General features: G+C 61.5%; 23 protein-coding genes. 8 read left to right on the plus strand and 15 right to left on the minus strand.

What is annotated here, in order from left to right; genetic code table 11:
* Positions 1-16: 16 nt before the first annotated feature.
* From AC07OO_RS16530 to AC07OO_RS16540, 3 genes are all read right to left on the minus strand, one after another.
* A complete protein-coding gene (locus AC07OO_RS16530) occupies positions 17-892 on the minus strand; it encodes a DNA adenine methylase (protein WP_495083177.1) in 876 nt (291 codons plus the stop codon).
* Positions 882-2,606 carry an AAA family ATPase gene (locus tag AC07OO_RS16535; RefSeq protein ID WP_495083178.1) on the minus strand — a complete coding sequence of 575 codons (1,725 nt, stop codon included), beginning with the start codon at positions 2,604-2,606 and terminating at the stop codon, positions 882-884. Before AC07OO_RS16535 ends, AC07OO_RS16530 begins: the two co-directional genes overlap by 11 nt.
* 85 nt (positions 2,607-2,691) lie before the next feature.
* Complete coding sequence (locus tag AC07OO_RS16540; RefSeq protein ID WP_495083179.1) at positions 2,692-3,270, minus strand: cob(I)yrinic acid a,c-diamide adenosyltransferase; 579 nt, start codon at positions 3,268-3,270, stop codon at positions 2,692-2,694.
* Between the two features lie 99 nt (positions 3,271-3,369).
* Between AC07OO_RS16540 and AC07OO_RS16545 the strand changes: the two genes are divergently transcribed.
* A complete protein-coding gene (locus AC07OO_RS16545; RefSeq protein WP_495083180.1) occupies positions 3,370-4,794 on the plus strand; it encodes an FAD-binding oxidoreductase in 1,425 nt (474 codons plus the stop codon).
* Positions 4,795-4,839: 45 nt separating this feature from the next.
* On the opposite strand, the gene AC07OO_RS16550 is transcribed toward AC07OO_RS16545, so the two are convergent.
* A complete protein-coding gene (locus tag AC07OO_RS16550; protein WP_495083181.1) occupies positions 4,840-5,334 on the minus strand; it encodes a thioredoxin family protein in 495 nt (164 codons plus the stop codon).
* A gap of 95 nt (positions 5,335-5,429) precedes the next feature.
* The gene (locus tag AC07OO_RS16555) at positions 5,430-6,560 is read right to left on the minus strand and encodes an NAD(P)/FAD-dependent oxidoreductase (RefSeq protein ID WP_495083182.1); all 1,131 of its coding nucleotides are present in this window, start codon (positions 6,558-6,560) and stop codon (positions 5,430-5,432) included.
* A 179-nt stretch (positions 6,561-6,739) separates the two neighbouring features.
* Between AC07OO_RS16555 and AC07OO_RS16560 the strand changes: the two genes are divergently transcribed.
* From AC07OO_RS16560 to AC07OO_RS16570, 3 genes are all read left to right on the plus strand, one after another.
* Entirely contained in the window at positions 6,740-8,047 is a 1,308-nt protein-coding gene (locus tag AC07OO_RS16560; protein ID WP_495083183.1) for a cytochrome-c peroxidase, read from the plus strand.
* 131 nt (positions 8,048-8,178) lie between these two features.
* Positions 8,179-9,753: an ATP-binding protein gene (locus AC07OO_RS16565; protein WP_495083184.1), complete on the plus strand. Its 1,575-nt coding sequence runs from the start codon at positions 8,179-8,181 to the stop codon at positions 9,751-9,753.
* Positions 9,750-10,478 carry a response regulator gene (locus AC07OO_RS16570; RefSeq protein ID WP_495083185.1) on the plus strand — a complete coding sequence of 243 codons (729 nt, stop codon included), beginning with the start codon at positions 9,750-9,752 and terminating at the stop codon, positions 10,476-10,478. The genes AC07OO_RS16565 and AC07OO_RS16570 overlap by 4 nt, the downstream gene beginning before the upstream one ends.
* 6 nt (positions 10,479-10,484) lie before the next feature.
* Here the strand turns inward: AC07OO_RS16570 and AC07OO_RS16575 are convergent, their stop codons facing one another.
* Positions 10,485-10,910: an SRPBCC family protein gene (locus AC07OO_RS16575; protein ID WP_495083186.1), complete on the minus strand. Its 426-nt coding sequence runs from the start codon at positions 10,908-10,910 to the stop codon at positions 10,485-10,487.
* Between the two features lie 135 nt (positions 10,911-11,045).
* Here AC07OO_RS16575 and AC07OO_RS16580 point away from each other — a divergent pair, with 135 nt between their 5' ends.
* Genes AC07OO_RS16580 through AC07OO_RS16595 form a run of 4 tightly spaced genes read left to right on the plus strand, consistent with a single transcriptional unit; the run spans position 11,046 to position 14,261 of the window.
* Positions 11,046-12,173 (plus strand): threonine aldolase family protein, encoded by a 1,128-nt coding sequence (locus tag AC07OO_RS16580; RefSeq protein WP_495083187.1) that lies wholly within the window; start codon positions 11,046-11,048, stop codon positions 12,171-12,173.
* 27 nt (positions 12,174-12,200) lie between these two features.
* Positions 12,201-12,566: an iron chaperone gene (locus AC07OO_RS16585; protein WP_495083188.1), complete on the plus strand. Its 366-nt coding sequence runs from the start codon at positions 12,201-12,203 to the stop codon at positions 12,564-12,566.
* Positions 12,567-12,580: 14 nt separating this feature from the next.
* Positions 12,581-13,033 carry a DUF805 domain-containing protein gene (locus AC07OO_RS16590; protein ID WP_495083189.1) on the plus strand — a complete coding sequence of 151 codons (453 nt, stop codon included), beginning with the start codon at positions 12,581-12,583 and terminating at the stop codon, positions 13,031-13,033.
* 1 nt (position 13,034) lies between these two features.
* Positions 13,035-14,261, plus strand: coding sequence for a hypothetical protein (locus AC07OO_RS16595; protein WP_495083190.1), 1,227 nt, complete (start codon positions 13,035-13,037; stop codon positions 14,259-14,261).
* 147 nt (positions 14,262-14,408) lie between these two features.
* Here the strand turns inward: AC07OO_RS16595 and AC07OO_RS16600 are convergent, their stop codons facing one another.
* The 9 genes from AC07OO_RS16600 to mnmG form a co-directional block, all read right to left on the minus strand.
* Positions 14,409-15,167: an HD-GYP domain-containing protein gene (locus AC07OO_RS16600; protein WP_495083191.1), complete on the minus strand. Its 759-nt coding sequence runs from the start codon at positions 15,165-15,167 to the stop codon at positions 14,409-14,411.
* Positions 15,168-15,169: 2 nt separating this feature from the next.
* On the minus strand, positions 15,170-15,934 hold the full coding sequence (locus AC07OO_RS16605; RefSeq protein WP_495083192.1) for a class I SAM-dependent methyltransferase: 765 nt from the start codon (positions 15,932-15,934) through the stop codon (positions 15,170-15,172).
* A gap of 150 nt (positions 15,935-16,084) precedes the next feature.
* Positions 16,085-17,029, minus strand: a complete 945-nt coding sequence (locus AC07OO_RS16610; RefSeq protein ID WP_495083193.1) for a ParB/RepB/Spo0J family partition protein — start codon at positions 17,027-17,029, stop codon at positions 16,085-16,087.
* 2 nt (positions 17,030-17,031) lie between these two features.
* A complete protein-coding gene (locus tag AC07OO_RS16615; RefSeq protein ID WP_495083194.1) occupies positions 17,032-17,592 on the minus strand; it encodes an RBBP9/YdeN family alpha/beta hydrolase in 561 nt (186 codons plus the stop codon).
* Between the two features lie 107 nt (positions 17,593-17,699).
* Positions 17,700-18,485 carry a ParA family protein gene (locus AC07OO_RS16620; protein WP_495083195.1) on the minus strand — a complete coding sequence of 262 codons (786 nt, stop codon included), beginning with the start codon at positions 18,483-18,485 and terminating at the stop codon, positions 17,700-17,702.
* Positions 18,486-18,564: 79 nt separating this feature from the next.
* On the minus strand, positions 18,565-19,179 hold the full coding sequence (locus tag AC07OO_RS16625) for a LysE family transporter (protein WP_495083196.1): 615 nt from the start codon (positions 19,177-19,179) through the stop codon (positions 18,565-18,567).
* 424 nt (positions 19,180-19,603) lie between these two features.
* Positions 19,604-20,284, minus strand: a complete 681-nt coding sequence (gene rsmG, locus AC07OO_RS16630) for a 16S rRNA (guanine(527)-N(7))-methyltransferase RsmG (RefSeq protein WP_495083197.1) — start codon at positions 20,282-20,284, stop codon at positions 19,604-19,606.
* Positions 20,271-20,894, minus strand: coding sequence for a DUF4124 domain-containing protein (locus AC07OO_RS16635; protein ID WP_495083198.1), 624 nt, complete (start codon positions 20,892-20,894; stop codon positions 20,271-20,273). Before AC07OO_RS16635 ends, rsmG begins: the two co-directional genes overlap by 14 nt.
* Positions 20,894-22,924, minus strand: coding sequence for a tRNA uridine-5-carboxymethylaminomethyl(34) synthesis enzyme MnmG (gene mnmG, locus AC07OO_RS16640; RefSeq protein ID WP_495083199.1), 2,031 nt, complete (start codon positions 22,922-22,924; stop codon positions 20,894-20,896). Before mnmG ends, AC07OO_RS16635 begins: the two co-directional genes overlap by 1 nt.
* Positions 22,925-23,224: the final 300 nt, after the last annotated feature.

Genomic DNA, 23,224 nt, shown 5'->3' on the forward strand with positions numbered 1-23,224 from the left:
GGATACGTTTATCAGATCAAGCGACTTTTTTTGCCAGAGGGATACAGTCATCAGTAACAACTAAGCCTTGGCTAAAAAACATGACTTCATTGCCTACATAGCGCCGTTGGGCCGTGTAGTTGAGTCCATATGTTTTCGTGTTGACGAGTTGATACATGGCGCGAATTTCGTCAACATTGTCATAAGACACGACCCAGTTCCGCTTGAACCCTTGAGCCTTGATAGTTTTCGCTATCGCAACGTGATCGTCATGCTCGTAATAGTTGCGGTACAGACCCTTGCCCTTGACGTAGTAAGGAGGGTCAAGATAGATCAGCGACTCTTTTGGTAGAAACTCTTTGCAGCGTTTCAGAAGAGCCAATGAATCTTCGCTATACACGGTGATGTCTTTCGCACGTTTAGCGATCTCCACAATCCGTGCGGCAATGACATCCTTCTTGAAACGGGCATCCAGTTTGTAAGCACCTTCCTGACTCTTTCCGCCAATGACGCCCGCTTTCAAAATGCCAGAGCGGTTGGTTCTGTTCATGAACAACGTAGCAAACCCCTTCTCGATCAAGCTGGCTTGGCAGTCTTCACGGAGTACCGAGCGCCACTTGAACCACTCAGCAATGGTGATGGGAGTTGATGCCAGCAACTCAAGCAACTCATCAGAATGCTGCGTAACAGACACCCAAAACGCGTACACAGCAGGGTCAGCATCGTTGATATGGACGTGGCTTGCATGTCCCTGAAAAAGCAGATCGAGAGCTACCCCTGCACCACCCGCATAAGGCTCCAGATAGTGACCACCCACAACACCATTGGCCTCCATCAGCTTGGCGATGAACGGCGCAAAAGGCGCTTTGCCACCGGGGTAGCGCAGTGGGCTGTAGAGCCTATTAGAGAACATCGGGTACCTTCTTCAACTTGACTTGCAAGGAGGTGAGTTTGGCATCGTCAACGGCGTAACCCCTTTTCATGACACCGTAGATTGTGGCCTTGAATTGCTCTAAAAACTGGTTAGCTAATGCTGGATTGCTTTCTATCCAATGCTTCCACGCACCATAGGGTTTAGTTCCGCAACTCAGCACTTTTTGCACTTCATCGCCTTTGTAAAACTTCTTGAAAATGTCACGGGGCTTCAATGCGCCCTTGTATGCTTTGATACGTTCATCGAGATCAACTTTGAATCCCGTAATTTTTAACTCATTGATTGTTTCCCGTGCTGCATTTGTGAATACATCTCGAGTAAATTGCAGCTCATTTTGCCAAAATCCATCTTCGGCAGGGAGGTTATATAAATGCTGAAAAATCAACTGATCGGGGGGCAATTCACCGGGCAAAAGAACAACGGTTCTATAGTTCTTTCCGTTGATGAGCGAACGTGCATCTGAGTCAAGACAAATCACACTCTTCTCAGTGAACTCGGGTACCTTGTTTTTAATCAGATTTACGTAGTTCGCGCACCCAAGTGTCACCTCTGACATTGCAGTGGTGAATTTTTTAACTGGCTGCCTACTCATCAATGCATCAAAAAAGTCTTCTGCTTCTTTGTCTTCGAAATAAATGTTGACGCTTGGCAGGATTGTCATTGGCCCCGCGCCGACAGTTCTCGTGTGGATGTCGGCACTGATCTTCGCCCAAGACCAATCCTGCATGACCTGCACATCTCCGTATGTATTACTCAGATAGATAGTCTTAAATTTCTTGCTGTGTTCATGCTGACTCTGCTCGTGTGCGTACTCGATCATGATTGGGGAGTGCGATGTCATGACTACCTGCAAGTTGAGCTTCCTGCATTCACGTTCAAAAATTTTTAGCAGGTTGAGTTGAGCGGTCGGAAACAAGCCAGCATCGGCCTCATCAATCAGCAGTAAGCCGCCCTTGTAATCGGCATACTCTGCTTTGAGTTTTTTGAACGACAGCAACGCCATGATGATCTGACCCGCGTTATCTTCACCTGCCGAGACCGACTCATGGTTGTAGTTGTCACCGTGAGCCACGGCAGAATTGATTGTTCCGTGCGTGCCCGTGGCCTTGATAGAGTTCCGATTGAGTAACTCGTTGGTCAAAGAAATAAATTCCTGCTCATGGGCTTTCAAATAGTCGAAATCTATTGCTTTGTAGTCACGGTCTGCAATTGGATAGAGTCGCTTCAAGCTCAGAAAAATCACAGGATGTGTGAAGTTTCTGCTGGTGTTCCCGGTCGCGATACTGTTTTTCCTGATGACCGGGCGCGGTAATATTTTTTTTGCTTCGTTTTCAGTAACACCACGGGTCATCAACTCCAAATTGGCAGTTGCAGCTTGGTCGGTATATCCATCGTGCATGTGAATGACGGCCGACAGCGACCCTGGTACATCAAATTTCTCAGATATCCTGATGTGCTCTTTGTACTGTGATTTGAAGCCTTGACCGCTAATTTGCTTGAAGTCGCGAAGACTTGTGCCAGTTACATAGTCTTTTTCAAAGCTAAAAATTTGCGCTGCAATCCCAAGGATTGACGATTTGGATGTGCCGTTCTTCCCACAGATAACGGTGATGTAGTCACCGAATTCAACTTCGACGTTGTTGAGCGCGCGGAATTTTTCAATTGTTATATTTTTGAGTTGTGTCTTTGGCATGTTGCTCCCTTATGTCTTATTGAAGTTTCCACTCAACTGTGAATATCGTTCTTCTTTGATCTGCTGAGACTTAGCGCCTACAGCCCTACTCCTGCGCCGCCTTCGCCATGCGCTCGCTCTTCCAGTACACATCGTCCCCCACCGTGCCATCGGTACGGTAACGGTTCAACACGCGGGACAGCACAAACATCAGATCCGACAGGCGGTTGAGGTACTGGCGGGGAGTGTCCTTCAGCGTGTCCTGCGCACCCAGCGCCACCACGGCGCGTTCGGCGCGGCGGGCCACCGTGCGGCACACATGGGCCTGCGATGCGGCGCGGGTGCCGGCTGGCAGGATGAACTCCTGCAAGCGCGGCAGGTGTTCGTTGTGCTCCGCCAGCGCTTCGTCCAGCGCCAACACAGCCTCGGGTTTCAGCAGCTCGTAACCGGGGATGGACAGCTCGCCGCCCAGGTTGAACAACTGGTGCTGGATCTCCACCAGCACATGGCGCACGCCCTCGGGCATGGCTTCGCACAGCAGCACGCCGATGTGGGAATTGAGTTCGTCCACGTCGCCCATGGCGTGCACGCGCAGGCTGTCTTTGGAGACGCGGGTGTTGTCGCCCAGACCGGTGGTGCCGTTGTCCCCGGTGCGGGTGGCGATTTGTGTGAGGCGGTTGCCCATAAGAGTCAGCTCCATGCAAGGACAAAAAAAGTCTCCCATCGTAAACTGATCCTTTAGACGACGGCGCGCCGCGCACGTTGCACCCAGGAGACCACCGCCATGAACGCTCCCACCCCTCCCCTGCACTTGCTGCCCGAAGTGAACCAGCGCCCGGTTCCCCCCGCGTTGATCGAAGCCCTGCAAGCGCAATTTGGCAATCGCTGCTCCACCGCCCTGGTGGTGCGCGAGCAGCATGGGCGGGATGAATCCTCGTTTGACGTGCCGCCGCCCGGCGCTGTGGTGTTTGCCCACAGCACGGCCGAGGTGGCCCAGGTCGTGAAGCTGGCGGCCCAGTACCAGGTGCCGGTCATCCCCTTTGGCGTAGGTACCTCGCTGGAGGGCCATTTGCTGGCCGTGCAGGGCGGCATCAGCCTGGACGTGAGCCAGATGAACAAAGTGCTGTCCATCAACGCAGAAGACCTGACCGTGACCGTGCAGCCCGGCGTCACGCGCAAGCAGCTCAACGACGAGGTCAAATCCACCGGCCTGTTCTTCCCCATTGACCCCGGCGCCGACGCCACGATTGGCGGCATGACCGCTACCCGCGCCAGTGGCACGAATGCCGTGCGCTACGGCACCATGCGCGAGAACGTGCTGGCACTGGAAGTGGTCACCGCCCAGGGTGAAACCATACGCACCGGCACCCATGCCAAAAAGTCATCCGCCGGCTACGACTTGACCCGCCTGATGGTGGGCAGCGAAGGCACGCTGGGAGTGGTTACCGAAGTCACCGTCAAGCTCTACCCCTTGCCCGAGGCGGTGATGGCGGCCACCTGCTCGTTCGCGTCGCTGGCCGACGCGGTCAACACCACGATACAGATCATCCAGCTGGGCGTGCCCATCGCCCGCTGCGAGCTGATCGACAGCAACACGGTGCGCGCGGTCAACCAGCACTCCAAGCTCACACTGCCCGAAAGCGCCATGCTGCTGATGGAATTCCACGGCTCACCGGCCGGCGTGCAGGAGCAGGTGGAGATGGTGCAATCCATCGCCGCCGACAACAACGGCAGCGCCTTCGCCTGGGCCGCCACGCCCGAGGAGCGCACCAAACTGTGGACCGCGCGGCACAACGCCTACTTTGCCGGCGTGCAATCCCGCCCCGGTTGCAAGGCCATCACCACCGATGCCTGCGTGCCCATCTCCCACCTGGCCGATGCGCTTTTGGATTCGGTGACCGAGACGCAAGAGGCCGGCATCCCCTACTTTCTGGTCGGCCACGTGGGCGACGGCAACTTCCACATGGGCTACCTGATAGACCCCAACATCCCCGCCGAGCGCGAAACCGCGGAGCGGCTGAACCACCAACTGGTGCAACGCGCGCTCAAGCTGGGCGGCACCTGCACCGGTGAACACGGCGTGGGCCTGCACAAGATGGATTTCCTGGTGACCGAGACCGGCACTGGCGCGGTGGACATGATGCGGGCGATCAAGCGGGCGCTGGACCCGCTGAACATCATGAACCCGGGGAAGATTTTTACGCTATAGATTTAGTAGCTACTTAGCCATTATTGACGAGGGTTGGCAGCACAATCACTGAATGAACTTAGGCTTGGGCCCGGCGTACTCCTTCAAGAACGCCATGACCTTGGCCTTGTCATAGCCTTCCCCTTCTTCCAGCACACCGGTGTTCTGCGAATGCAGGACTTTGCCATTGGTGTCCAGCACCATGAGGTGGGGGTAGCCGCCGATCTTGGGCCATTGGGAGAGCAGGGCCTCGTTTTTGTTGTCGGGGGACCAATTCACCTTCACCGTCACGAAGTTGGCGTCGATGGCGGCTTTCACCTCGGGTGTAGCCTCGATGAAGCGGTCCAGGATGTGGCACCACTTGCACCACTCACCGCCCACATCGACCAAGACGCGCTTGCCGGCGCTCTTGGCGGCCGCCGTGGCGGTGGCCACATCGCGCGCCGCATCGCGCTTGGGGTCGAATTTGGTGGGCAGGTTTTGTGGCTGTTGTTGCGCCTGGGCGCAGAGGGCCACCAGGCTGAACAAGATGCCAATCAGGGTGCGAGGAAGTAGGCGCATGGTTGTTGTGTGTGCGTGTGCGTGGCACTAAGGGAAAGTGGAGAGGGTTGGACAATAACCGAAGTGGTGGTTCAGGCCCGCGACTGGAGCGCACATCACAACCCAGCCCGCCCCGCTGCCACGTCCTCCGCGCGCACCCCCAGTGCAGCCATGGCCGCCGGCACCGGCAAGCCCCGCACCAGCGCCGCGGCCAGCTCTCCCAAGGCCGGCGCCGTCTGGATCCCGTAGCCACCCTGCCCGGCCAGCCAGAAGAAGCCGGGCGCATCGGGCGCGAAACCCACCACCGGCGACTTGTCCGCCACAAAGGAGCGCAACCCCGCCCACTTGCGCCGCACCTGGCGGATCTGCAAGGTGGTGGCCGTCTCGATGCGGTCCACGGCAATGGCCACGTCCAGCTCTTCGGGTTGCACGTCTTGCGGCTCCACGGCGTCCTCATTCGCGGGGGACATCAGCAGCACACCGGCATCGGGCTTGAAGTAGAAGCTCTCTTGCGCGTCGATGACCAAGGGCCAGACGCCGATATCGCAGCCCGCCGGGGCCTCCGTGGTGAAGGCCGTGCGGCGCTTGGGCACCAGGCCGATGGGGGTGACTCCGGCCAACTGCGCCAGTTGATCGCACCAGGCACCCGCGGCGTTCACCACAACGGGTGCCGAAAAACTGCCGGCCGCCGTGTCTACGTGCCAAACGCCACCGGGTTCACGGTGGATGTGCTCCACACCCGCCCCGCACACCAGTTGCCCACCGGCTGCCTTGGCACCGCGCAAAAAGCCCTGGTGGATGGCGTGCACGTCCATGTCCATGGCGTCGGGCTCATACACGCCGCAGTGCGCCGCCTCGGGCCGTAGAACCGGCACGCGCTGCAAGATGTGGCTTTGCATCCACCACTGCACATTGGGCACCAGGGCCTGCATGTCCTGCCAGACGGCGCGCAGGTGATCATGGTCAGACTCAGCGCCCACGATCAGCGAGCCACGCGGCGTGACCAGCGGATGGGCGGCAAAGCCCGGCGGCGGGTTGAAGTAGAACGGTTTGGATGCCGTGGTGATGGCCCGCACCGTGGCGTTGCCATAGGTCTCGGAATACATGGCCGCCGAGCGGCCTGTGGCGTGGTAGCCGGGCTGGGCCTCGCGCTCCAGCACCAGCACGCGGCAGTGCGGCGCCAAAAAGTAGGCGGCCGACGCGCCGGCCATGCCGGCACCCACAATCACGACATCCGCAGTCTGCATGGATCCACTCCAAAATCTAAATGCTACTATTTTTGTAGCTACAGTATCAATCTGCACGAGGGCTAGGTGCCTATTTTGCTCCATGCCTTGCCGCCGGGAGCGGCATCCACATTTCCTCCACATTTGGCGCCCACAGTCTGCCCTACCGATGCCGAGGTGGCATCCACTAGGAGACTTCCATGGACGACAACAGACCCAGCTTCCGGACGATTTTGCAGGTCGCAGGCGCGGCCGCACTGCTGCTGGCCCTGGGTGGCTGCGGCGGTGGCGGCGGCGCGACCACTGACACGAATGCGGCGCAAGCCGAAGAGGCAGCGGCGCCACCGCCCCCTCCACCACCCCAGCCCGGTCAACCCCCCGCACAACAACAACCCCAGCTGGCCGACGCCCGCGCCAACCTGGGCCAGCAAATCTTCAATGACCCCAACCTCTCCGAACCCCGCGGCACGGCCTGCGTGGCCTGCCACCAGCCCAACCAAGGCTTTGCCGGCAACCACGGCTCGCGCATCGGCGTGGCCCAGGGCAGCCTGCCCACCTCCTTGGGTCTGCGCAATGCGCCGACCAATAGCTACACCGGCTTCATTCCCGCGTTTTCATTCCGCACCGAGGATGGCGAGACCGAGGCCGTGGGCGGCCATTTCTGGGACGGCCGTGCCGACACGCTGGAGATTCAGGCCCTGGGCCCCTTCCTCAACCCGCTGGAGATGAACAACGCCAGCAAGCGCGCCGTCATCGACAAGATTGCTGCGGCCCGCTATGCGCCGCTGTTCCGCCAACAATTTGGCGCCAACATTTTCAACGACACCGAGGCTGCCTACGCCCAAATTGGCGTGGCCATTGCCGCCTTTGAGCGCGCGGCGCTGCAACCCTTCAGCTCCAAATACGATGCCGTGCTGCGCAAGCAGGCCACGTTCACACCCAATGAGGCACGCGGCATGGCCTTGTTCATGGACCCCAACCGCGCCAACTGCGCCGGCTGCCATCTGATGGACCCCAGCACCGGCAAACCCGAGGATTCACTGTTCAGCGAATTCACCTACTACGCCACCGGCATACCGCGTAACACGGCCATCCCCCGCAATGCCGACCCGGCCTTCTACGACCTGGGCCTGTGTGGCCCCGAGCGCACCGCGCCGGTTCTGCCCGCCGGTGTGGTGCCCGGCACCACGATTGCCAACTTCTGCGGCAAATTCAAAATGCCCACGCTGCGCAATGTGGCCGAGCGCCCGGCCTTCATGCACAACGGCTTCTTCAACAACCTGAACGAGGTGGTGCGCTTCTACTCCACGCGCAACACCAACCCGCAGCGCTGGTACGGCCCCAGCGGCATACCCAATGACCTGCCGGCCCAGTACCGCGGCAACATCGAATCGGTGAAGGCACCGTTCAACCGCGCACCCACCGCCGGACCGCTGCTGACCGAGCCGGAGATCAACGACATCGTCGCCTTTTTGCACACGCTGTCGGACGGGTTCCGTGCACCCTAAGCCGCAACTTATCACCGAAAGCCTGGGCGGCTGGGCGTTCTGCGCAGGTAAAGGAGGAGCCCGCGCAGCGGGCGGGGGACACGGAGCAGAACGCTCAGCCGCCCAGGCGTCCCCCTAGCTAAGATGCGTTCATGCAATTACGCCGCCGCTTACCCATAGCCCTGCAACTGTCGCTGCTGATCGCATCGGCGGTTGTAGTGGCCGTTGTGGTTGTGGGTGGCTTGAGTTTTCTGAACTTGCGCAGCGGCTTCAAAGACTATTTGCAGGTGCGCGACGATGAACAGCTGATGCGCTTTGTGACCATGGTGGAAGGCCGCGCCGCCAGCGACCCTGAACTGCAGTGGCTGCGACAGAACCCGGACCCCATGCGCGCGCTGATGGACGAGTTTGTCGGACGCGCACCACGGGGACAACGTCCACCGCCACCGCGAGGCTATGGCCGCCCACCACGTCCCGAAGACGGCCCGCCAGGGCAGGAGCAGCAACAACGTCCTCCCGCGCCTGAAGGTGAAGCACCCCAACCGGCAACGCCGCCACCCCCGCCCCGCGCCGAGGATGCAGCCCCGCGCACGCCCCGCGGCCAGGGCAGCCTGGGCGAGCGCATGCTGCTACGCGACGCGCAAGGCCACCGCCTCGCCGGCCGGCCGCAGCCGCCCGATGCCAAGCGCACTACGCGCGCCATCAAGGTCAATGGCGTGGAGATCGCCTTTGTGGACCTGCTGCCCGAACCCGAGCCCGAAGGCGTGGACGCCCGCTTCTTGCAGCGCCAGACCAGCCGCCTGGTGTGGGCCGCGCTGGGCACCATACTCGCCGCCGTGCTGGCCGCGTGGTGGATGGCGGGCCGCTGGAGCCGCCCGCTGCTGGCCCTGCAAAGCGCCACCCGCGACATCGCCCGCGGACGCCGCCCCGAACCCCTGCAACCCACCGGGGCGCGCGAGATTGCGCAGTTGATGGAAGACGTCAACACGATGACAGCCGAGCTGGCCCGGCTGGAGACGGCGCGGCGCGTTTGGATCGCCCAGATCTCGCACGAGCTGCGCACCCCACTGTCGGTACTGCGCGGCGAGATGGAAGCCATTGAAGACGGCGCGCGCCAGCCCACGCCCCAGGTCATGGTCAGCCTGCGCGACGAGGTGCTGCAACTCACGCGCCTGGTCGATGACTTGCACACCCTGTCGGTGGCCGATGTGGACGGTCTGCGCTGCGACTTCACACCCGGCGATGCCCATGCCCATCTGTGGCGCGTGGCGCAGCGCTTTGAGGCCCAGGCGCAGCAACGCGGCCTGATGCTGCAACTGCCATCCCAAGCGGCAGCACCGATAGACGTGAACTGGGACTTCGGTCGCATCGAACAGCTGCTGGCCAACCTGCTGACCAATAGCCTGCGCTACACCGATGCACCCGGCAGCATTGCGGTGGACTGGCGCAGTGAGGGCCACATCGTCACGCTGACCGTGGACGACAGCGCGCCCGGCGTCAGCCCCTCGGACATGCGTGAACTGTTCGAGCCGCTGTTCCGCGGCGACAAGGCCCGCCAGCGCAGCGACGGTCAGCACGGCAGCGGGCTGGGCCTGGCCATTGCCCGCTCCATCGCCCATGCGCACAAAGGCACGATCTCGGCCAGCGCGTCACAGCGCGGCGGCTTGCAACTGACGGTGCGCCTGCCCGTGCAACCAGATGCAGCAGCCCAGAAAGACACGGCATGAACACGCCGATGGCAGCGATGCTGAACAAGCAGCACATCCTGGTTGTCGAAGACGACGCCAAGATCGCCGACATGCTGACCAACTATTTGCACATGCACGGCTTCGAGACCACGGTCTGCGGCAATGGCCTGGACGCCGTGCCGCTGGTGCGCGCCATCGCCCCTGCACTGGTGGTGCTGGACCTGATGCTGCCCGGCCAAGACGGCATGGCCGTGTGCGAACAGCTGCGCACCTTCTCCACCGTGCCCATCATCATGGTGACGGCGCGCGTGGACGAGATCGACCGCCTGCTGGGGTTGGACACGGGCGCGGACGACTATGTCTGCAAACCCTTCAGCCCGCGTGAAGTGGTGGCCCGCATCAAGGCCCTGCTGCGGCGCGCGCAGGGCAGCCTGTCCGCGGGAGCCGCAACACCAGCCACCGCATCCACCACGGCCCCATCATTGCAGGCCGACGACGCCACACAAACCATACGCTGGGCCGACCACCCCCTGCCGCTGACGCCGGTCGAGTTTCGCCTGCTGCGCCTGCTGATGTCGCGCCCCAGCCATGTGTTCAGCCGCGCGCGCTTGCTGGACCAATTGCACAATGACCTGCGCGATGTCAGCGACCGCGCCATCGACAGCCACATCAAAAACCTGCGCCGCAAACTGGACGCTGCCGGTGCGGTGGGCCACAGTGTGGCGTCGGTCTATGGCGTGGGCTATCGGTTTGAGGTGGATTGAGGTCTATTAGGCCATCGCCACACTGCGGCTCTCGGCCAGCTTGACGAGTGCGGCCAGCACATCGTCAAAGTCATCGGTGATGGCCGCGCCAATGTGCTCTGCGCCGGGGCCGGTGACGTGGGCGCTGTAGACGACGCGCAGCTTGCCAGCATCCGCCGCTTCGATGCGGTGCTCCACCGTCACGCAGATATCGCCCAGCACCGTTTCATCGGTGAAGGCCACGCCCTCTTCCACCTGGGTGAGCTTGCAGCTCAGCGCGTCCTGGCCGCTGGGTGTCATGCTGAAGGTGCCGCCGCTCACAAACGGGCCCACGAGTTGGGCGTGTTCCACACCGGCGTTCCATGTGGACCAGTTGTTGATGTCGGTCCACAGGGCCCAGAGGGTGGCACGGGCTGCGGTGGTGGTGGCGCTGAATGTGCGTTGAAAAGACATGGGGTTGCTCCTTGGCGTATGGTTGATGTCAGTGAGGCTTCAGTGTAAAAACCGGCTACTGACAGCGTGTTGTCAGTAGGGGTGGCCGGTGTCACACTCACGGTTGCATCCACACGCCCCACCGCACTATTCCCCATGACTTTGACACCCGCAGAAATCCAGGCACTCCGGCAGACTTGCCATAGCTTCTTGCCTGGGCATGCCCAGCAGCGGCCCGCGGACGAATTCGCCGCGATGGCGCGGTGGTGCGCAGACCACGACGCCGCACACGACACCTATGGCGAAGGCGTGCTGGTACAGCAGTTTGAGCAACAAGTGGCAAGCTTGCTCGGCATGGAGGCGGCCGTCTTCTGCATCACCGGCACCATGGCCCAAGCGACCGCGCTGCGGCTGGCCTGTGCGACGAAGAAGAACGGCAGCAACCGACGGGTCGCGCTGCACCCCACATCGCACATCCTCAAACACGAGCGCAGCAATTTCCAGTTGCTGGACCACTTTCATGCGCTGCAAATGGGCGACCCCCATAGACCCTGGACGGTGGCAGACTTGAAGGCATTGGCCGAGCCCCTGGCGGCCGCGCAATACGAATTGCCGATGCGCGAAATCGGCGGCCAACTGCCCGCGTGGGATGCCTTGAACGACATCAAAGCTTACTGCCGCGAACAGGGCATTCACTTGCACATGGACGGCGCCCGCTTGTGGGAAGCCGCCTGCGGTTATGGCAAGCCTTTGCAAGACGTTGCCGCTGGCTTTGATTCGGTCTATGTATCGTTCTACAAAGGCATTGGCGGCATGGCTGGCTCCATGTTGCTGGGCAGTGCGTCCTTCATCGCAGAGGCCAAGGTGTGGATGCAGCGCCAGGGCGGCAATGTGTTCCGCCGGTCGCCCTATGTGGTGTCAGCGGCCATGCAGTTTGACAAGCGTCTGGCCGAGATGCCGGCTTACTTGCAGCGCACGCAGTGGTTGTACACCTTACTAAAGTCCTATCCGCAGTTCATGGTGAATCCGGCCACGCCGCACTGCAATATGCTGCACCTGTATCTGCCCGTGGCGGCGGAGACGGCCAACGCCATCCGCAACCGCATCGCCCAGGAGCACGGCATCTGGCTGTTTGGCCGCGCGGTGAATGCGGCCCTGCCGCAGCAATGCATGTTTGAGTGGTATGTGGGCGACCAGTTGCTGCAGATGCCGGATGACACGGTGCGCAAGGCTTTAGACCTGCTGGCGGATGCAGTCGCGACAACCACAGCGGCCTCACAATAGCCTGGAGCAAGACCAGACCCGACCAACATGCCTGCCACGACCATCCCCGAATACATCCAGGCCGCCCCACTCCAGGGCCAGCCGCATTTGCGGCGGCTGTACGCCATCCTCAGAAGCGCTGCACCCAAGGCGGAGGAAGCGATCAAATGGGGCAATCCCTTCTTCGTCGAACCCCGGTTTGTGTTCGCCTTCTCCGCGCACAAAGCCCACCTCAGCTTTGCCCCCACCGCAGCGGGCCTGGAGGCCTTTCGCAAGGAGTTGCAGCCCTACAAGACGACAAAGAATTTTTTGCAGATCCCCTACGACAAACCGCTGCCCGAAGAGCTGATTCGCAAGATCGCGGAGTACCGGGTGCGCGTGGTTGCAGAGCGCGAGGATGATGCGTTTTGGTGAGTCCCTTTATCAACATGAACCAGCGGCTCGGCGTAGGCCGGTTCCTCCTGTGGTCCGCACTCAGCGTGGTGCTGTGGTCGGTGGCAGTCATTCTTGCTTGCCACTGGGTACGCGGATACCCCGGCGCAACCGCCTATGCCCTCAATTGCGTGGTCTCAGTCATCAGCGCCGTTTTCGCCTTTGCGTTTTATTGGCTGGCATCGCGCCGCCTGAAGGACCTCAACACGCCGCCCTGGCTGGTGAAGGTGCTTGCCTTCCCTCTGCTGGCATTGATCCTGTTGCCCTTCCTGGCCATGGTGCCCGGCGTGCAGGTGGAGAACGCGTATGGCGCACCGCCCAAGTCGTCGGGCTTTGGGCTGCTGTTCCTGGTCTGGATTTTGATTGCTGTTGCGCTGCTGGTGTCGTACCCGGCTATTGCGGCGTATTACCAGACGAAACATGTGCTGATGGATGGGGCGGCTTCCTAGCATGCGCATCGCTATTTCCACGATTCGAGCGCTTGCGATGCTGGTGCTTTCTATGTGCTTGGCGCCAGCTATCGCAGTTGAACAAACACCAAAACCAAAGGCACTTCAATTGAATTGGCAGTTGACGATTGCCGACAGTCGCGAGCGACGGTCTGAGCAGTTACCTGCACGAATGCTCCAGGCAGGCAATGGAGAATTGATAGCGGTCGACAGCAGGATTGTTCCGATCGATCGAAAAGGACCGGGTGAGATTATCTTGCTGGACACTAAGGCATCCATCAATGATGCTGCACTGGATAGCCAAGGCAACATCTGGGTAGGTGGGCAAACCAATGAGCGCACTTGGTTCCCCGGAGCCGATATGGCGGACGCCTATCTGGGACGATTCAGTAGGGATGGGCGGAAGCTCGCCGAATTTGTATTTGACAAACGATCTTGGCTGCAACTTGGCTCAAGATCCCTCCAACGAATCCTCAGGCTACGTCTTCGGCGGGATGGCGGCGTTCTGGTAACAGGCACATCAATAGAGAACGGAACATGGCTGGCAAGCATCTCCAATCAAGGAGAAATTGCCTGGGAAAAAACCATCGGAATCCCCGCGATTGCCGGGATTGCCGAAGGGCCGGATGGAAACATCGCCTTTGTCGGGCTGCGAAAGGCCCATCTGCCCGACAACGTGTACGCAGAAGAGGCTGTATTCTGGCTATTCGACTCCCAAGGGAAGGTCCTTGCAGAGCGAGTCATCCGCCCGAGCGTCAATGTGCACAGCGGCATGCTATTTGCGGACATCGCAATAGAAGCATCGCCTGATGGGTATTTTGCTCTTGTCCATTGGGCTGACCCCGCCGACGACAAGCCGCTTACCGTGACAAAGGTTTCATTGACAGGTGCCATGCAATGGGGCGTGTCGTTAAAGCATACGGCTACGCCTCAACCAGGACGCTCTTCAGTATGGAACAAATGCCAGCCGAGACAGGCCGTGCTCGGAAACGGTGACTTGTTGGTGACGTGTAGCGTCGAGGGAGAAATCGTGCTTTCCCGATTGGATGGGAAGTCCGGCAAGGAGAGCATACAAAGCGCTGCGCTCCCTTCTTGCCACGAAAAGCGCCCCACTGTGGTTACGCCTTTTCCAGTCAAGGAAAATTCCGTTTTGCTTTTCGGTTCTCGACCAGGCAACAACGTCGGCGCATCCTGCTCTTGGCTGACCGAGTGGGCATTGAAGCCCTAGTCCCCATCTGTGCAGCCGGCATGGGAACCACCGCGGTGGGCAGGTTCACGAGTACCTTGAACTGCGTCTGACGGAAGCTAGGCTAGATAACCGGTAAGCCGCCCTTCGCGAACGCGTACTACGGGGTTGAACCAGCCCTTCACCCCCTCACAACGTAGCCACCTCCGCAATCGCATTCGCCATGTACTCAATCTTGTGCTGCATGTCCGCATCGGTATCTGCATAGCGTTGGGCGATCTCGGCGAAGGCGTCCTGGATTTCGATGAAGGCGTCGACCATGTCGGGGTCGAAGTGGGTGCCGCGTTCGCTGAAGATGATCTGCACGGCCTTGTCGTGCGGCACGCCGTCTTTGTAGACCTTGCTGGAGATCAGCGCGTCGTACACGTCGGCCAGCGCGATGATGCGGGCGGACAAGGGGATGTCGGTGCCGGCGATGGCGCGGGGGTAGCCGCTGCCGTCCCACTTCTCTTGGTGGCACAGCACGATTTCCTTGACCATGGCCAGCAGGGGCGAGGCGCGGCCCAGTGTCTTTTCGGCCCGCTCGATGGCGGCATGGCCCAGCGTGGTGTGGGTGCGCATGATGCCCATTTCTTCGGGCGTCAGACGGCCGGGTTTGAGCAGGATGCGGTCGGGCACGCCGACCGAGCCCATGTCGTACAGCGGGGCGCTGCGGTACAGGGTGTCGACATAGGCAGGGGTCAGCACGGCTTCGAAATTAGGGTGCTTGCTCAGGGCCTTGGCCAGGGCCAGCACATAGTTTTGCACGCGCAGGATGTGGCTCTCGGAGTCGGCCTCGCGCTGCTCGGCCAGCGTGGCCATGGCGAACATCAGCACCTGTTGCGCGTGCTGGATGTCGGTGGTGGCGGTGTCGGCGGCGGACGTTGCTGTGGGGCTTGCGGAAGGCATGGTCAATCTCCTTGGGGGCCGTTCAGCGGCGCTTGGTACAACCATACCATTTTGCCACCCGGTTCGCTGTAGTGGGCGCTGGGTTGGAGGCTTGGGGCTTCAAAATCCAGGCTCACCAGCCAGGCACCGGGCCGCAGTTCGGCCTGGGCCTTTGCCACGGCGCGCTCCATGCTCTCGGGGCGCTGGAAGAGGTAGACCATGTCAAAGCCCGACCAGTCTGCCGCCCAGATGTCGGCCCGGCGCACAGTGGCCCAGGGGCAGCGCAGCGCGCACAGCCCGCGCAGCGGCCAACTCCATTCCAGCCCGTGCAACTGGGCCTGGGGGTAGGCGCGGCGCAGGGCTTTGAGGCCGTGGCCCAGGCCGCAGCCGGCATCGAGCACGCGGGCGCCATCGGGCAGTGGTGCGTGCCGGGGCAGTTCATCCAGAGCATCTGCGGGGGTGGGGTACAGCGGCGCATCGCGCCAGGCGTTGAGCGGGTAGACGGCCAGCAGCAGCAGCAGCGGGACCAGCCAGGCCCAAGCAGGCAGCACGGCCACCAGACCCAGGGACGGCAGGCTTAAAGCCAGGGACAGCGGAAAGCCCGCAGCGATCAGCACCCGGCGCCACCAGGTGCTGCCCAGCAGGCTCAAGGCCACGCCCAAGGCGGTTGCGGCGCCCAGTGCTGTGTCCAGCGCCATGCCCTGCCCCAGCAACTGGCGGAACAGCAGCCAGGCCGCGGCCCAGGTCAGCACGGCGGGCAGGGGCCAGGTGGTCAGCAGCTTGCGCATGCCATGCCTCGGTGCTTGAAAGGGCTCCAAATTACCCGTTTTGGGTTTATTGGGAAAGGCTGTGCATCAAATAGGCCTCTAGCCCTCGTCAGTACTGCATAAGTAGCTACGCTATTCATAGCGTACTTATACCCGTTTGGCGCAGCAGTGTCAGCGGCTGGCGCCCGGCGACAGGCGTTCGATCAGGCCATTGAGCTCGTCCAGCGAGCCGAACTGGATGATGATTTCACCCATCTCCTCGACCCGGCCGGCGCGCTTGACGCGTTTCTTGACCTGGATCTCGACCTGCGCCATCAGCAGGTCGGACAGCTCTTCTTCCACACGCTTGAGGTCGCGCGACTTTTCTTTCTTGGGCTTGGGCTGCGCGGTCAACTCGAACTCGGCGCTGAGCTTCTTGACCAGGCTTTCGGCCTCGCGCACCGACATCTTCTTGGCAGCAATCTGGTTGGCGGCGGTGATCTGCGTGCCACGCTCCAGTGCCAAGAGCGCGCGGGCGTGGCCCATGTCCAGGTCGCCAGCCATCAGCATGGTCTGCACGGGTTCGGCCAGGTTCAACAGGCGCAGCAGGTTGCTGGCAGCGCTGCGCGAGCGGCCCACGGCCTGGGCGGCGGTTTCGTGGGTGAGGCCGAATTCCTTGATCAGGCGCTGCAGGCCATGGGCCTCTTCCAGCGGGTTCAGGTCTTCGCGCTGCATGTTCTCGATCAGCGCCATGGCCGCCGTGGCCTGGTCGGTCACGTCGCGCACCAGCACCGGCACGCGGTCCAGGCCGGCCAGCTTGGCGGCGCGGAAGCGGCGTTCGCCGGCGATGATTTCGTACTTGCCAGCGTTCGCCCCTTCGCTCAAGCGACGAACAAGAATCGGCTGCATGATGCCTTGGGCCTTGATGCTTTCGGCCAGCTCGTACAGCGCGCCTTCGTCCATGTGGGTACGGGGCTGGTACTTGCCGGCGACCATATCGTCCAGCATCAGCGTGCTGGGCAGGCCGTCGGCTGCATTGGCGGCGGCAGACGCTTCGAGCGCCACGGGCTCCTTGACCTTGGGGCCTAGCAGTGCTTCCAGACCCATGCCCAGGCCCTTGGGTTTTTTCGTGACCATGCTTATGCGTTCGCTTTCTTCATTTCTATCAATTGGTTCAGCAGCGTCCGGCCCTCGGGCCAGTCGCCCAGGCCGGACTCGGCGTTGATGTGGCCCTTGTTGCCATAGTCGACAAACTCTGAGCCCCAGGCGGTGGCGAACTGCTGCGCGCGGGCGCGGCTGCAGTAAGGGTCGTTGGTGCTGTTGAGCAGGGTGCTGGCAAACGGCAGGCGCTGCAGCACCACGGGTGACCAGCTCTTGAGCGCGGCGCGCAGTTCCTCGCGCTCCGGGTCGCCGGGCGCCACCAAGAGTGCGCCGACCACGCGCTGGGTATTGCGTGAGTGCGATGCCCAGGCGGCCGTGAGGATGCAGCCCAGGCTATGGGCGGCTAGTACGACGGGGCCGGGCGGCGCGGCCAGGATCGCTTCTTCCAGTTGGCTCATCCAGTCGCCGCGCAGGGGCTGCATCCAGTCGTGCTGCTGCACGCGCTGGTCGCCATACAGTGCTTCCCAGCGGCTTTGCCAATGGTCAGGGCCGGAGTTTTGCCAGCCGGGCAGGATGAGAACGGTGGGTGGGGTAGACACTATCGATGTACCGGGAAATGCTATTGTTTCAGGAGCTGTTTAGCCAGTCTGTACGAGGGCTAGCGGCTGATTTTGTATAAGCAGCTTGGCTGTAAAAGTAGCGGTTATCACATCGCCGCGATACGCGCCACCATCTCTTCGGCAAACGACACAAACGCCTGCGCACCCTTGGACGATGGGTCGAACACCACGCCCGGCACGCCATAGCTGGGCGCCTCGGCCAGGCGCACATTGCGCGGGATGACGGAGTCAAATACCTTGTCGCCAAAGTGGGCCTTGAGCTGGTCACTCACTTGCATCTGCAAGGTGATGCGCGGGTCAAACATGACACGCAACAGGCCGATGATCTGCAGGTCGTCGTTCAGATTCGCCTTGACCTGCTTGATGGTGTTGACCAGGTCGGTCAGGCCTTCCAGCGCAAAGTACTCGCACTGCATGGGCACGATGACGCCGTGGGCACAGCACAGGCCGTTCAGCGTCAGCATGGAGAGCGACGGCGGGCAGTCGATCAGTACAAAGTCGTATTCGGTATCCACGGCGGCGATGGCCTGCTTGAGCCGTTGGTCGCGCCGTTCCACCTCCACCAGCTCGACCTCGGCGCCGGCCAGTTCGCGGTTAGCGCCCAGGATGTCGTAACTGCAACCGCCCTCCTTGAGCTTGTCGCTCTGGGCACGGGCCTCGGCGATGGACGCTGACTCCAACAGCACGTCGTACACCGTCAGCTCCAGCTTGCGCTTGTCCACGCCCGACCCCATGGTGGCATTGCCCTGGGGGTCCAGATCGATCATCAGCACCCGCTGCCCTACCTTGGCCAAACCGGCTGCCAGGTTGACGGTGGTGGTGGTTTTGCCAACGCCACCCTTTTGGTTGGCAACGCAGAAGATTTTGGCCATGGAGTGTCAGTGCTACTGGGAAGGGTGGGAAAACGGGGCAGGCTATTGTTGTTTCACGTGGAACCAGGACAAGCCCGGCTCATCGCGAGACCGCAAGCTTGATGCCAAAGCCGATCAGGAACACACCGGCAATCTTCTCCAGCACGCGGGAGATGACGGGGTTGGCGCGGATGCGTTCAGCCAGAAAGTGGGTCAGCAGCACGGAGGTCAGGCCGTACAGAAAAGTCATGCTGGCGATGGTGCCGGCCATGAAGCCATAGGTCAGCAGGCCACGCTGGCTGGCCGGGTCTACGAACAGTGGGAAGAAAGCCATGTAAAACAGGATGGCCTTGGGGTTGAGCAGCGTGATCATCAGCGCTTGGCGGAAGTAGTGGCCGGCCTTGATATTGAGCACCGGCGCAGCACCGGGTTTGGCCAGCAGCATCTTGGCACCCAGCCAGGCCAGGTAGGCAGCACCCAGCCACTGCACGGCATGGAAGGCATCGGGGTAGGCGGCCAGCAGCGCGGCCACGCCGGCCACGGCGGACCACATCAGCACCTGGTCACCGGCAATCAGGCCCATGGTTGCGGCCAGCCCACCACGGATGCGGCCCTTGCTGGTGGACGTGATCAACGCCAGATTACCGGGGCCGGGGATCAGCAAAAAGAGCAGAACGGTGCCAACAAAATAGCCGTAGTCGGTGATGCCAAGCATGGGGACTTTCCTTCAGGGGGAGGTGGTGAGTTTACGTTGGAATTTTGAGGGGTTGGAGTTTGTCTTTGCTCTGCCTTGTGAATGCCTGTTGCTCGTTGGTTTCTGGTTGCTGGCGGGAGGGGCGGGGTGCACGTTTTGCTCCGTGTCCTCCGCCCTTCGGGCTCCCCCTTTACCTGCGCAAAACGCACACCCCACCCCTCCCGCGAGAACCTGATGCGCTGCGTTTGAACACCCGAACTTCTACAAGACTCGCTTAACCCGAGACCGTCTTCTTACGGAGCCCCGTCGATCAAGCACCGCGAGATCGGTTGGGCTGTGCGTTTTGCGGAGGTAAAGGAGGAGGACTTGCTTGCAAGTCCGGGGGACACGCAGCAAAACGTGCAGCCCAACCGATCCCCCACGCGAGGAGTCGAGCAGGAACCTCTTAAGACTTCTTGCGCATCCAGACTATGCACCGCTCAGCGCCCAACCCCGGCACTTGCAGTTGTTCCACGTGAAACACCTCCACCGACGCTGGCAACGCCGCCATCTCGTCCGCCGGATGCTTTCCCTTCATCGCCATCCAGACGCCCTGCCCCGCCAATGCCCCCACCGACCAATTGGTGAAATCGATCAGCGATGCAAACGCCCGCGAACTCACCACGTCATAGGGCTCGGTCAAAGACTCCACCCGCGCATGCAGGCCACGCAGGTTGGGCAGCTTCAAGCTCACCGCCACCTGCTGGATAAAAGCAGCCTTCTTGGCCACCGTGTCCACACAATGCACCGTAATGTCTGGCCGGCAAATGGCGATGACAATGCCGGGCAACCCAGCGCCCGAGCCTACATCCAGCAGTCGAATGGGTGCATCTGGCGTTGCCGCGCGCAAACTTTTCAACTGCCGGTCCAGCGGAACCAGAGCCGCCAGACTATCCAACAGGTGGTGGGTCAGCATCTCAGCCGGGTCCCGCACGGCGGTCAGGTTGTAGACCTTGGTCCACTTCTGGATCAGCTCCAGATAGGCCAGCAGTGCGGTGATGATCTCGGCCGACAGGGAAAGACCCAGGGCGGGCAAGGCCTGCTCCAGGGTCTGGCGGTGGTTGGCGTAAGTATTAGTGGCAGGCAACGGACACCTCGTTTTGCTGGGCGGCGAACGCCATTTTTTCTTTATCGGTCATGCGGCCCAGGCGCGCGCGGTCGGCTTCCAGCGCGTCGCGCAGCTTGCGGCAGGTGGCGGCGTCTGGCTTGTTGGAATGGCTACCGGCGCGGGCGCTCTCTTTGCGCGTGGCCTCCGCGACCTGGTCGCCACACTTGGCCTCAAACTCGCTGACCGCGCGTTTGACCTCGTCCATGGATGCGTCGGAATCGGTGCGCAATACCCGCGATGCCTTATCGCCCAGGGTACGGCATTCGGGACTTAGCGCGGCATGCACCCGGTCGCGCTGGGCCTTGTTCTGGATTTCTTGCACCGACGAGGACTGGCCTGTAGCGCTGCCACCCGTGGCAGGTGAAGGCGATGCGGGAATGCCTTTGACCTCCCCTACCGTCTGGCCCTGCGCACAGGGTTGGTCGCCATAGACCACCTTGCCATCTGGTGCCGTGCAGCGGAACAAGCCAGCCGCTTGGGCAAAGCCGGGGATCACCGTCAGGCCAAGCAGCAACGGCAAGAGCAACTGCCGCGCTCGCAGTCGAGGGAGGGACGCGACAGCGGCGGCATTGCCACCAATCAACACCATCAGCTTGCGTCCTCGGTGGCGCCTACCAGGCTCTTGGTCGTTGCAGCCGTGAACCCCCGGAAGTTGCCCTTCTTCAAATGGATCAGCAACAAGGAGATGGTGGCCGGCGTAATGCCGGACATGCGGGATGCTTGGCCCAAGGTTTCGGGGCGCTGCTTGTTCAGGCGTTGGCGGGCTTCGATGCTCAGCGCCGTCACCTGCATATAGTCCAGTTCAGCCGGCAAACGCAGATTCTCGTAATGGGCGGCGCGTTCCACCTCGTCGTTCTGACGGTCGATGTAGCCGGAGTACTTGGCGGCAATCTCCACCTGCTCCACCACGGCAGCCACAAAATCAGCCTCCGCTGTTTCACGTGGAACACTGGCATCTGCCTGCAAGTTGGCGTTGGCGTACTTGCCGCCGTCCAGCGACATCAGCACCGCGTAGGCAATATTCGGCCGACGCAGCAAGTCCGCCAGGTTGTATTCGTGCTCGATGGACTTGCCCAACACGCGCTCGGACTCGCTCGCCGCCAGGTTCTTGGGGTTGACCCAGATGCTGCGCAGCCGCTCTGTTTCACGTGAAACAGCGTCGCGCTTGCGGCAGAAGGCATCCCAGCGCGCATCGTCCACCAGGCCCAGCTTGCGGCCGGTTTCGGTCAGGCGGGCGTCGGCATTGTCTTCGCGCAGCTGCAGGCGGAACTCGGCCCGGCTGGTGAACATGCGGTAGGGCTCGGTCACGCCCTTGGTGATCAGGTCGTCGACCAGCACACCCAGGTAGGCTTCGCTGCGGCCGGGTACCCAGGTGTCCGCGCCCCACTCCGCCGACTGGGCGGCAGGTGCACCGGCTTGCAGTGCGGCATTGACGCCGGCAAACAAACCCTGGGCCGCCGCCTCTTCGTAGCCTGTCGTGCCATTGATCTGACCTGCGAAAAACAGGCCGTTGATCTGCCGCGTCTCAAAGCTGCTCTTCAGCGACCGGGGGTCAAAGTAGTCGTATTCGATGGCGTAACCCGGCCGCAGGATGTGCACGTTCTCCAGCCCCGCCATGCTGCGCACCAGGTCGTACTGCACGTCAAACGGCAGGCTGGTGCTGATGCCATTGGGGTAATACTCGTTGGTCGTCAGGCCTTCGGGCTCCAGGAAAATCTGGTGGCTGTCCTTGTCGGCAAAGCGGTTGATCTTGTCTTCCACACTGGGGCAGTAGCGCGGGCCCACGCCTTCGATCTTGCCGGTGAACATGGGGCTGCGGTCAAAGCCGCTGCGGATGATGTCGTGTGTGCGGCTGTTGGTATGGGTGATCCAGCAGGGCACTTGTTGCGGGTGCATGGCCCGGTTGCCCATGAAGCTGAACACCGGCATCACATCGCTCATGCCGCCGGCCACGCCATCACCGGGTTGCTCGATGCATTTGCTAAAGTCGATCGTGCGGCCATCCAGGCGTGGTGGGGTGCCGGTCTTCAGGCGGCCCTGGGGCAGTTTCAATTCCTTGAGTCGTGCGCTCAATGACACGGCGGGTGGGTCCCCTGCTCGGCCGGCGGCGTAGTTGTTCAGCCCCACATGGATCTTGCCGTCCAGGAAGGTACCGGCCGTCAGCACCACGGTCTTGGACCGGAAGCGAATGCCCACCTGGGTCACGGCACCGACCACGCGATCGCCCTCCACCATCAGGTCGTCCACCGCCTGCTGAAACAACCACAGGTTCGGCTGGTTCTCCAGCATGCGACGAATGGCTGCCTTGTACAACACCCGGTCTGCCTGGGCCCGCGTGGCGCGTACGGCCGGGCCCTTGCTGGAGTTGAGCATGCGGAACTGGATGCCGCCTTCGTCCGTGGCCAGTGCCATGGCGCCGCCCAGCGCATCTACTTCCTTGACCAGATGGCCCTTGCCAATGCCGCCGATGGAGGGGTTGCAGCTCATCTGCCCCAGCGTTTCGATGTTGTGGCTCAGCAGCAAAGTCTTGGAGCCCATGCGGGCAGCCGCCAACGCAGCCTCGGTTCCGGCATGGCCGCCGCCAACGACGATGACGTCGAATTCTTGTGGGTAGAGCATGGTGTTCTTTGTGGGGCGCAAGGCAGATCGTTCTTGCGTGCGCCAGTGGGGATAGCCCGCGATTTTACCGGGTGCCTGGTTTTTTGGCACGTGGGGAGAATTGGGCCTGGTTGGGCTGCATGGTTGGGTGGATCCGTTGGGCTATGCGTTTTGCTACGTGTCCCCCGGCCTTGCAAGCAAGGCCTCCTCCTTTACCTGCGCAAAACGCATAGCCCAACGGATCTGGCGTAGCACATCGGTGAGCCACTAGATGGAAGAAGGCAAACCGCCCGTTCTCCACAAAACTCGAGCGGCAGGCAA

Source organism: Rhodoferax sp. GW821-FHT07G04 (genome assembly GCF_059418585.1).